7 protein-coding genes are annotated in these 10,629 nt (G+C 58.9%); 4 read left to right on the top strand and 3 right to left on the bottom strand.

The annotated features are described in order from the left end of the window. Positions 1 to 425 precede the first annotated feature (425 nt). Positions 426 to 785, top strand: a complete 360-nt coding sequence (locus KGB06_RS27800; RefSeq protein WP_223521447.1) for a DUF6124 family protein — start codon at positions 426 to 428, stop codon at positions 783 to 785. 60 nt (positions 786 to 845) lie between these two features. Here KGB06_RS27800 and KGB06_RS27795 read toward each other — a convergent pair whose 3' ends face one another. After that, positions 846 to 4,244: an Ig-like domain-containing protein gene (locus KGB06_RS27795; RefSeq protein ID WP_223521443.1), complete on the bottom strand. Its 3,399-nt coding sequence runs from the start codon at positions 4,242 to 4,244 to the stop codon at positions 846 to 848. 321 nt (positions 4,245 to 4,565) lie between these two features. Between KGB06_RS27795 and KGB06_RS27790 the strand changes: the two genes are divergently transcribed. Next, positions 4,566 to 5,276, top strand: coding sequence for a GNAT family N-acetyltransferase (locus KGB06_RS27790; protein ID WP_223521441.1), 711 nt, complete (start codon positions 4,566 to 4,568; stop codon positions 5,274 to 5,276). A 316-nt stretch (positions 5,277 to 5,592) separates the two neighbouring features. After that, positions 5,593 to 7,239, top strand: a complete 1,647-nt coding sequence (gene mqo, locus KGB06_RS27785; RefSeq protein WP_223521440.1) for a malate dehydrogenase (quinone) — start codon at positions 5,593 to 5,595, stop codon at positions 7,237 to 7,239. A 181-nt stretch (positions 7,240 to 7,420) separates the two neighbouring features. On the opposite strand, the gene KGB06_RS27780 is transcribed toward mqo, so the two are convergent. Continuing rightward, positions 7,421 to 7,627 (bottom strand): co-regulatory protein PtrA N-terminal domain-containing protein, encoded by a 207-nt coding sequence (locus tag KGB06_RS27780; protein WP_223521445.1) that lies wholly within the window; start codon positions 7,625 to 7,627, stop codon positions 7,421 to 7,423. 362 nt (positions 7,628 to 7,989) lie between these two features. Continuing rightward, positions 7,990 to 8,268, bottom strand: coding sequence for a DUF2790 domain-containing protein (locus KGB06_RS27775; protein ID WP_223521439.1), 279 nt, complete (start codon positions 8,266 to 8,268; stop codon positions 7,990 to 7,992). A 562-nt stretch (positions 8,269 to 8,830) separates the two neighbouring features. Here KGB06_RS27775 and KGB06_RS27770 point away from each other — a divergent pair. Continuing rightward, positions 8,831 to 9,532 carry a hypothetical protein gene (locus tag KGB06_RS27770; protein WP_223521438.1) on the top strand — a complete coding sequence of 234 codons (702 nt, stop codon included), beginning with the start codon at positions 8,831 to 8,833 and terminating at the stop codon, positions 9,530 to 9,532. Positions 9,533 to 10,629 lie beyond the last annotated feature (1,097 nt).

The raw sequence follows: 10,629 nt of genomic DNA, 5'->3' as shown, positions 1-10,629 counted from the left end.
GCGGGGCAGGGTGGGCCTGCGCGAGCAAGGTTTTGAAGTGTGTAGGGAATGTTCGTCTGCCTGTTAAACATCTGCGGAAGGGGTTTGTTTAAACGCGCTCAAGGTTACGTCCTGAAAGCTACAAAACCTTGCGCCGTTGCCTACGGCTACGCCAGAATCCGCCGGCTTGTGTGCCTTGGCCCTGGCCTCTATCGTTTCCCTGCCACTGCCCATCAGTGGTCGGGTTTAGCAGCCCGGGGTTATAAGTAAGCTGCACAAGCGCTTGTCAGTCAGGCATTTCCATGCCTGCACTTGATGGTGGTTGTGCGCAGGGCGCCTTCGGGCGCGCCGGCTTTGCTAGCTTCCCCGGTCTGCTAACCTGCGTACAGCTGCCTCCCTCTCGTTTAGCAGCAGGAGGGTTGGCACTCAACCAGAGAAGCAAGCTTATGTTCAAAGTTACGCCCAACCCACCAGACACCGATCCGGTGTCTCCGTACGAACCCGATTCAAAAAAACTCAACGAGGCCGCCGAGCGGGCTCTGAACTTCCACTTCCCGTCGAATGCCGACATCAAAGCCACCGCGCGAACGCGCAGCACTCTGTTTTTCGTGGACCCCGCGGCCACTACCGAAACCCTGGCGGTTTTTTTGGTCGAGACGCTGGCCTCGGTCGATGTGATGGTCCATCAGTTGGTGGATCATCTGGAGGGTGAGTCGCGCTACGCCCTGCTGGGTATTTCCAACAGCATCATGGTGGCGGAGATTACAGCGAACCGGGTGCTGGATACGATTGAGCCACCCGTGTAACCGCCGTCCTGTGGCGAGGGAGCAAGCTCCCTCGCCACAGGGGCGCCTATCGATGCCGCTTTAACGCACGGAGATCGGCACCGTTATCGTCTTGCCAAACGCAGACGTGACAGTGATGGTCGCGTTTGGCGCCGGCCCGGCACCGGCGGTCGCCACTAACACTCGCCACTTCGCACCCGTACCGACTTGCGTGAGCGTGGCCTTGCCCAGGTTAAGCGGCCCGGCGGTAGTGGACGCGGTCACCGTCACGCTATTACCGGTAAAACGCGTGGTGGTCCCGGAAATATCCCAGGTGTAGCGATTGTCGCTACGAACGGTGACGAAAGCGCTGGTGACCGCCAGAGTCTCGTTGGCCGCTGCAGCGGTGACATTGACGGACACTGTCGCCGGGTCCGACTTCGCGTCCTTGGCATCGCTGGCGCGATAGGTGAAGGTCGCGGTGAACGGTGCGGGGACGATGGCTGGTGGGGTGTAGATCACCCGCAAACCGTCGGTGCTGACCGTGCCCTTACCGGAATCCGGCTGGTTCAGCTCCACCACTTTGAGCGGCAGATTATTGTCGGGGTCGGTGTCGTTGGCCAGCACGTTGATGGTCAGCGGCTGGCCGTTGCTGGCGGTGGCGCTGTCGGGGTTGGCCACGGGTTTTTTGTTGTCGCCATCGTTATTGTTACCGTCATTGCCGGTGCGGAAGGTAGGCAGCGCCACGGAAGCGACGTAGGTCACACCGTCCCAACCCGGCAAGGGTGTTGGCATCAACTGGAACTGGCCCGGATGCTCGATATCCCAGCGCAACAGCATCGCGTTGTCTTCATGCTGGGTGTTGTGGCAGTGCTCCATGTAAGTGCCGGCGAACTCGCGGAAGCGGATTGCCATTTCCACGTCCATCGTACTGTCGACGCCTTCGCCAATGCGATAGACGTCCTTGCGTGCCCATTTTTCCCAATCCGGCGGTGGCAGGCCGTCGCGACTGAGAACAACGCCTTCTTCGAAATGCACATGCACCGGGTGGGTCCAGCCGTTACCGCCGTTCTTGATATGCCATACCTCGAGGGTGCCGTCGCCGGAGAACCCGGCATCGGTCGGGCCGTTGGCCAATTGCGGCGCGGCATCTAGCCGGCGTGGGTCCATGCTGTAACCGAAACCGCCATCGGTCTTGATCGTCCACGGCGCTAGATCGGTGCCGTCAGAACGCCCGAAAGTGAACTCGCGATGGCGCGCAGCGGTGAGTTTGGCCTGATCGGTCGGGCTATCGCGGTCAATGGTCAGCGGGATCATGACCTTGCCGGCGGGCTTGCCGGGTTTGGCTGGCTCATAGGCGACCGGGTCCATGCTCAGGTCCTGACCGGAGTAAGGCTGCACCAAAAATTCCAGAAACTTGCCCACCGCCGGATCGCCGTTGTCCCATTTCAGGCCATTACTGGTTTGCTTGAGCACCGCTTTGTATTTTTCGGACAGCACGTCGGCCAGCGACAGTTCTATTTTCTCCGGGCCTTTACCGGTCTGGTGATCCATCAGGTTGACGAAGAACAGTTTGTCGCCGGTACTGATGCCGTATTTCGCAAAGTTGACAATGATGTCGTAGCGTTCGGCGATGCCTTGGGTCGGCAGAATGGCGTTGTGATCCTGAAAATTACCGTCGCCGTCGAGGTCCATGCTGCCGTCGAAAGGCAGGCTGTGCGCCATGATGTTGCCGTCGTTGGCGATCATGTGGAACGGCACGCGATTGTAGGAAACCCCTGAGCCTGCCGGACCCGGAAACTCACCGCTGGTGCCGCTGACCTGCCGTACCAGCGCTATTTTGAAGTAGCGAGACACCGAGCCATTGAGGATACGGAACCGATAGCTGCGCGCCCGCACTTTCAGCACCGGTTGGTACTGCCAGTTGACCAACACTTGGTCTCCGAGGAAGCCGTCAGTGTTGAACGGGTTGAACCACAACTGGCCGTTGGCGTCCCAGGCCTTGTCGGCAATCATCAGGTTCACATCGTAGTCACGGTTGCCCCACGGCATTGCCGAACCGCTGGGGAAGCGCAAGTTGACGCCGTCTTCGATCGCCTCGTTACCGCGATCCAGGGCGCTGTAGTAGTTCATCATCACCGCGTTGCCTTTGTAGACGTTCTGCGCGGTGAAATCGAGCATGTGGTCGTGGAACCAGTGCGTACTCATGGTTTCGCGCCAGTCGCCACGGATTTTGATGCTGCCGTTGTCGCAGGTTTTCAGCCCGGGACTGGCGTCGTTGACGTACAGCGTTTCACCAGGCGCGCAAGGGAATGCCGCGCGCGGATCCTGCGCCGTGGTGTTGATGGTGTCGTAACCGGCCAGCTGGACCGGCCAGCGATAGTCGTAATACTGCCCTGGAAAGAAAAACGCGTTGGCATAACCATCGCTTTCCGCCGGGGAGTGCCCGTTGTGTTCGTGGGTGGTCAGGGTATGCAAGCCGAAACCGGCATTGGCCGCCGGGTCGATCGGCAGGGCGTTGTAGTGACGCATCAGCACCGGTTGGCCATACCGCACCATGAGCAATTTTGCCGGTAAGGTGCCGTCGAAGGTCCACAGATTCTTGTAATTTTGCACCGGCATTTTCGGGTGAAAACGCGCGTCGATGCCCTTGGTGGTGCCAGCGGTTGCCGGAATATCCGAGGTTTGGTAATAGAGCCCGCCGGGGGCAAATTCACCCTTGGCGTAGTTGTGCAATTGCTTGCGGTCACGCATGCCCAGGTTGGTCCGTGCGCCGGTTTGCGCAGTCTTGAAATCGACCTGCGGGTAGAACTCGTTCCAGCGCTGATGCGACCAGCCTTTTCCCGGTGGACGGCCTTCGGCTGGCGAGCCGACCGGATGGCGGTTGAGGAAGGCTTCGATCTGCGACTTCCACGGGTTACGGTCCAGCACATTGGAGTATTGCGACGGGAATGGATACAGCCCCGGCTGGCGCATGAACGCATCCAGCGCGGCACTCGACGGGACGCTGCGGGCGATGCTGTTCGGGTCCTGCTGGGGCGCCGGGCCGGCGAGCGGCACGGGGAACGACAGCGGCGGTTGCGGCAGGGTCGGGTCTAGTTTTTCCGTGCCAAATTCCTCGAACAGCAGCAATTGCTGGGTGAACGGTTGAGCGCCAAACAGGGGGCTGGGCTTGCCATTCGTGGGGATGTTGAACGAAGTCTGCAAACTCGGCGGCAGCACGTTTTCGGTGCGGGTCGTGTCCTTGTTGCCATACATGCCGTTGGGCAGGGCATATGCACCCTGGTTCGCCTCTGGCATGGTCTTCAGTGCTTCCAGCGCAGCGGCTGGATCAGCCGGCTGGTTGATGTACGCTGAGGGGTCGGTGGGTGGTGGTTGTCCGACATCATCGATGGGGGCAGCGTTCAGGGTGGTCACGCTGAACGTGATCATCACCACCGAAGTAATGCCCTGCGCTATGGAATAGCCAGATGACTTGTTCGCAGGGACTGAGCTCTTCATGATAGTTCTCAATTGGGGCATGCCACGGTGATGGCACTCGCCCTTTGGCCGAAGCAAAAGCTGAGCCATGAGCGCAATCAGACCAAAGTCTTAGTAATATTTAGTAAAACTTAGTAAAACAAAGGCCTGTGACAAAAAAAATGGGTTATCCCCGCATTGGGGAAAAGTGCGTAAAACTGGGGGGGAATTCCTCATTGTCGGGGAATTAAGTTATCTATTCGCGACAACCCCTGTAGCCGCTGGCAGAAGCAGCGCGGCGATCAATCTGTGACAATACCCTGGCCGATGCCCTGTAAGCCTTATCCCGGAGTCAGAATTTCAATGCCCCAACTCACCCACTTCGCAGCCCCGTGCCCGGAGCACATCAACAGCCAGATCCTGCAACTGGTCGTCGATAACCTGACCGACATCAGCATGGTCGGCATCGCGCCGAGCAATCCGCTGTACAACGTGTACCAATACACGGTCGGCTTCGAAGTGCACCTGTACCTGGAAGCGCTCAACGGGGACAAGGGGATTGCGGTCGAGTTGATCGTCGCCACCGACGATGAAGACCCGTCGAAGGTCATCGGTTTCCTGCTGTACCTGCCGATCAAAGACGATCCCCAGGCGTGCGGCTTGGCCTACATGGCGGTTGACGCGGGCTATCGTCGTAAAGGTGTTGCGCGCGCCATGCTACAAGACATGATCAACCGCTACCCGCACGCTGAGTTGACCTGCGCCGTCGCCAAGGTGCCGTGGTTCGAATCGATGGGCTTTCAGGTGCTGGGCGTGCGCGGCACGCAAGTACTGATGAACACCCGCGACCATAGTAGTGAAGGCTTGATGGGGCTGCTGGATGTGGCCTCGATCTACAGTTCGCTTGAAGTTCGGCAGATCCATCACTACTTGCTGCAAAAACACGGCCAGCGCGCAATGATCGATGCCGAGAAGCAGCGCGACCGGCATCTGGACCAGATGACCCGCAACGCCAAGGTGTTTGTGCTGAATCGTTTGGGCCAGAACGCGGCGAACGAGCCGCGTCTGGACTAGACCCATGAGTCCTTTCGGGAGCGCACGGTCGCCCGACCGTGATATTCTGCGCGCCAACTTGGTTTGACCTGTTCAGTTGGCCCGTCCCGCAGACGTGCCGACAGGATCAATGTCGCTCAAGTAGCTGAAGCCAATAATGATAAAAAGTCAGTTCAGTAGGGACATATAACTGAGGTCGACGCAGTCCGTCGGCCTTGTGTGCCCACCCTCCAATCCTTATGTACGAACACCCACGACATCCTGCCTGAATGCCGTGAGCCAGGGGTTTGGTCGTGAGGATGGAAGGGCGGATGGCGTTTTATCATAGGTGCTACAGATGTTTAAGAAAGTGAATACGGCCCTGCTGGGGCTGGCTTTGTCGATGGGGATCACGTCTGTACAGGCGCAAGAGGCAAAGAAAGTCGATGTGCTGCTGATTGGCGGCGGCATCATGAGCGCAACACTGGGTGTCTGGCTCAATGAGCTGGAACCTGGCACCTCGATGGAAATGATCGAGCGCCTCGACGGCGTCGCTCAGGAAAGCTCCAACGGCTGGAACAACGCCGGTACCGGTCACTCCGCCCTGGCTGAGTTGAACTACACCCCGGAAGACGACAAGGGCAACGTTCAGATCCCGAAAGCCGTTGAAATCAACGAAGCGTTTCAGATCTCCCGTCAGTTCTGGGCCTGGCAAGTTCAGCAAGGCGTGCTGAAGAACCCGCTTTCGTTCATCAATTCCACACCGCACATGAGCTTTGTGTGGGGCGATGACAACATCAAGTTCCTGAAGAAGCGTTACGAAGCCCTGCAAGCGAGCCCGCTGTTCGCTGGCATGCAGTACTCCGAAGACCCGCAAGTGATCAAGAAGTGGGTGCCGCTGATGATGGAAGGGCGCGACCCCAACCAGAAAATCGCGGCCACCTGGAGCCCGATCGGCACCGACGTCAACTTTGGCGAGATCACCCGCCAGTTCGTAGGGCACCTGCAAACCACGCCCAACTTCGACTTGAAATTGTCTAGCGAAGTGCAGGACATCACCAAGAACGAAGACGGCACCTGGCGCGTCAGCTACAAAAACCTGAAAGACGGCAGCAAAGCCGAAACCGACGCCAAGTTCGTGTTCATCGGCGCGGGCGGCGGTGCACTGCACCTGCTGCAGAAGTCCGGCATTCCTGAAGCCAAGGAATACGCAGGCTTCCCGGTAGGCGGCTCGTTCCTCGTGACCGAAAACCCGACCATCGCCGAGCAACACCTGGCCAAGGCCTATGGCAAAGCCTCCGTTGGCGCACCGCCGATGTCGGTTCCGCACCTGGACACTCGTGTTCTGGACGGCAAGCGCGTCATCCTGTTTGGCCCATTCGCGACCTTCAGCACCAAGTTCCTCAAAGAAGGTTCGTACCTGGACCTGCTGACCACCACCACCACGCACAACGTGTGGCCAATGACCAAGGTCGGCATCAAGGAATACCCGTTGGTTGAGTACCTTGCAGGCCAGCTGATGCTGTCTGACGAAGAGCGCATGAACGCCCTGAAAGAATACTTCCCGAACGCCAAAGCCGAAGACTGGCGCCTGTGGCAAGCCGGCCAGCGCGTGCAAATCATCAAGCGTGATGAAGCTGCCGGTGGTGTGTTGAAGCTGGGTACCGAGATCGTTTCGTCTGCTGACGGCTCGATTGCCGGCCTGCTGGGCGCCTCGCCAGGTGCCTCGACCGCTGCACCGATCATGCTGACCGTGCTGCAGAAAGTCTTCAAAGACAAGGTGGCTTCGCCAGCCTGGCAGGAAAAGCTGCACCAGATCGTGCCGAGCTATGGCACTCAGCTCAATGGCAATCCTGAGAAGGTGGCCGAGGAGTGGGCTTACACCGCCAAGGTGCTGGAACTGACTCCGCCGCCGGCGATGGGTCAGGTAGTGGCTCCGGTTGCTGCTCCGGCTGATGCGGGTAAGGCACCGAAGGCTAATGCTGCGACTGATATGGCTCTGTAATTAGAGAGCTAAACAAAAGCCCACTGAACCGGTGACGGTCAGTGGGCTTTTTTGTGGGATTCAACACACTGGATATTGTGTAAGCGGGATCCCGGTTAAACCGGCGCTAGCAGCACCTTCGGTGCTGCATTTGAGGCTTGAGGCCGCACATTTCGGTCAACCAGGGGACGCGCTACACCGATCAGCTGTTGCTGTGATCGGCCGCCTTGGCTTTGCTTTGAGCTACAGCGGCTTCAGCCTTCTGTTTCTGTGCAACCTGGTAGGCTTCCATCGAGACTTTCCGGGCCGCCTCCATGCGATTGAACGTCTTGTCACCACCACCTGTGGCCATGGCCAGAGAAGCAGCGGTCAGAGCGGCGAATACGAAGAGAGCTTTCATGGATTTCATTTGGGTATCCTCAAGTAAAACTTTGTGAACTGCTAACAGCGGGGTTTGTTTGCTAAAGCTGAACTTCCTTGTTCTAAGTTCCATGGTTACCTCTTGGTTATAATGGTGGATCAACTTGGCTCTCGGCACGGCTTGATTGGAGTTTGCCGTTGCTGATTGCAGTTAAGATCCAGCAATTACTATTAATTAATCTTGCGGTATTACGCTGCCAGGACAATAGCGATTTTCGCGAATGAACTTTTAATCATTCGATCATGTCCATTTTCAGGTAACAAAAAACATCATCCGCACTGAGCGCATATGAGGGTTAACTTCCACTTCTGGGGGGGCAGGCGAGGCCCGGAACCCTAACGGCGAGCGGATCAGGCAATGCTGGTGGGGTCGGCGGGGCTTCCACCCCATTCGAGGAAACGGATCTTGTGAACTTCGCCCTCGCTGTCTTCATAGACCAGGGTCACGGGCACCACACCTGTCTTCTGGGACGTGTCGGTGCGTTGCAGCACCTTCTGGACATCAATTTCCATTCCGTAGTGATAGTCCACGGCGGAGACGCTGGCGCCGGGTTCTGGCAGTCCGTTCTGGGCGAATACGCCAGGTGCGAGACTGGAAATTACGGCGCTGACAACCGAGGCCAATTTCATAAGGCTGTTCCTCTGCTGGGGGGCGCTTGAAAAAGATTACATGTGACCGAGGAGGAGGGTGAAGTTCATTCCACCCGGACGAATGCCCCTTTCTGGTGTTGCCCGAGCCGCCGTCACGTCTCGGTGATCACCCGTGGTAGAGGCCTCTCGACCACTCGTCCTTTATCCATGACCAATAGGCGGTCTCCCGATAGTTCGATGGCTTTCACAAAGCGGCATCCATAGTCCTGATGTTCGGTCGTTGACACTCGGGCTAACATCACTAATCTATAGGTGTGGGAATATTTCCCACGCAACGATGCTAACTGGCTCTGAAGGACCGTGCGGATACCGCAGTTGCTCGTTATTGCTGCAGATTTATGGCCGTGCCGGTTGGCTGGCCGCTCCAAGGGGCGGCTGGGAACTCACTGGACTTTGCGTTCGATACGGAGATGACGACGCAGCTCCAAGCGGAGGTGGATCATGCTGCTCAAGAAATGTTTGTTGGCTCTGGCAATTGGCGGAGTCCTGTCGGCATCGACTGTCCTGGTGCCCGATTACATCGGTAGTTTCTCCAGCGTGTATGCCAAAGATGGCGGCGGTAGCGGCGGAGGCGGTGGTGGTCATGGCGGCGGTGGCGGTGGCTCCGGAGGCTCCGGAGGCGGTGGTCACGGTGGTGACGGCGGAGGCGGCCACGGCGGCAACGGCGGAGGTGGCGGAGGTAACGGCGGAGGTGGTGGTAACGGTGGCGGCAGTGGAGGCGGCCACGGTGGAGGCGGTGGTGGTAACGGTGGCGGCAGCGGTGGCTCCGGAGGCGGTGGCCACGGTGGTGACGGCGGAGGCGGTCACGGTGGCGGCGACCATGGAGATGGTGGCGGTCATGGAGATGGTGGCGGTCATGGAGATGGTGGCGGTCATGGTGCTGCTGGCCATGGCGCTGACGGTCATGGAGGTCCGGGGCGCGGCGACGCTGACCATGGTGGTATGGCCGGGAACAGAGGCCCGGGTAATGCGCGTGACAACGACAACGCGAAAGACAATGACAATGATAACGATGCCGCAGATGCAGCCAGGGAGGCCGCAGAAGACGCCGGGGACGCTGCGAGGGAGGCCGCAGAAGACGCCAGGGGCGCAGTCAGAAACGACGCGGATGCAGCCCGGAATGCTGCCAAAGCTGATGCGGATGCAGCTCGGGATGCTGCCAAAGCTGCTGCAAATGCAGCCCGGGATGCCGCCAGAGCTGAGGCGGATGCAGCCCGGAACGCTGCAAGAGCGGCTGGCGTAGCGGACGCAGATGCAGATGCAGCCAGAGACGCTGCCCGGGCCGCTGCAGATGCAGCCAGGGACGTCGCCAAGGCAGACGCCGACGCAGCCAGAGACGCTGCCCGGGCTGCCGCAGATGCGGACAGGAACGCCGCCAAAGCTAAGGCGCAGCCGGCCAGAGAGGCTGCCAAAGCTGAGGCACAGGCAGCCAGAGAGGCTGCCGAAGCAGCCAGAGAAGCAGCCAGAGAGGCTGCCGAAGATGCGGCGCAGGCAGCCAGAGAGGATGTGGCGGACGCTCCGGACGCCCCGGATATCGACGCGGTTGAGGTACAGAACTAGGCCTGCACGTTGCGCAATGAGCACGGCAGGCATACCCGTAGAAAACGTCCCGGGAGCTTGAGGGACGTATCGGCATTGAGTCGCAAACCCTGAAACGTCGCGGGGTTTGCGACTTTTTTTCGACATCGTGTCGCGCGATCCGGAACGCCGACGAAGATGGCGGCAGCGGGGAAGGCGACGGAACTGGACAGGTGAGCAATCATCCTGTCGTTCACAAAACCCGGATCCCTCCCGTTTTAATGGTGCAGGGTCGGGAAGTTGGACGGATGTTCTGCTCTGGGCGATGGGTGCGGGATTGCCGTGAGTCTCGGGCAAAAAACCGGGCTGACCGCTCAGGTGGTTTAAATCGAGCAACTGTTATTGAAGGGGTGCCTTGAAACGCGCCAAAAACACAGCCCATGTCACTCCGCATGGACAACCCCCATTTCCATCCGTGTCCCCAACCGCCGGTCGGCTTTCTCCTGCGCGGATTGACCCGAAGCCAGAAAGGTCTAACTTACATCGAGTGGGAAAATTTCCCACGCCAACAATTCAGAAGAAACCGTTAGGCCAAGGGGTCGCTCCCAAGCTGCTCCCGAATTGCAACCTGATTGCGTTGGCACTGCTCGCGGTAAATCACCAGGAGAATGCACGATGAACACTTACCTGCTTTTCAAGAGAGGTTTACTGGCGCTGGCAATTGGTGGCGTCCTCTCGGCTTCCAGTGTTTTGATACCAGATTCCATTTCCCATGACTCGAGCGCCTATGCCAAGGACGGTGGTGGTGGTGGTGGTGGTGGT

Source organism: Pseudomonas sp. GL-B-19, assembly GCF_019956415.1.
Lineage (GTDB): Bacteria > Pseudomonadota > Gammaproteobacteria > Pseudomonadales > Pseudomonadaceae > Aquipseudomonas.
This window is presented reverse-complemented; position numbering and strand designations above follow the sequence as displayed.

Excerpts from the sequence above, each read along its gene's own strand:
- KGB06_RS27800 (WP_223521447.1), top strand. The coding sequence starts at position 426 with ATGTTCAAAGTTACGCCCAACCCACCAGACACCGATCCGGTGTCTCCG.
- KGB06_RS27795 (WP_223521443.1), bottom strand. The coding sequence starts at position 4,244 with ATGAAGAGCTCAGTCCCTGCGAACAAGTCATCTGGCTATTCCATAGCG.
- KGB06_RS27790 (WP_223521441.1), top strand. The coding sequence starts at position 4,566 with ATGCCCCAACTCACCCACTTCGCAGCCCCGTGCCCGGAGCACATCAAC.
- mqo (WP_223521440.1), top strand. The coding sequence starts at position 5,593 with ATGTTTAAGAAAGTGAATACGGCCCTGCTGGGGCTGGCTTTGTCGATG.
- KGB06_RS27780 (WP_223521445.1), bottom strand. The coding sequence starts at position 7,627 with ATGAAATCCATGAAAGCTCTCTTCGTATTCGCCGCTCTGACCGCTGCT.
- KGB06_RS27775 (WP_223521439.1), bottom strand. The coding sequence starts at position 8,268 with ATGAAATTGGCCTCGGTTGTCAGCGCCGTAATTTCCAGTCTCGCACCT.
- KGB06_RS27770 (WP_223521438.1), top strand. The coding sequence starts at position 8,831 with ATGCCAAAGATGGCGGCGGTAGCGGCGGAGGCGGTGGTGGTCATGGCG.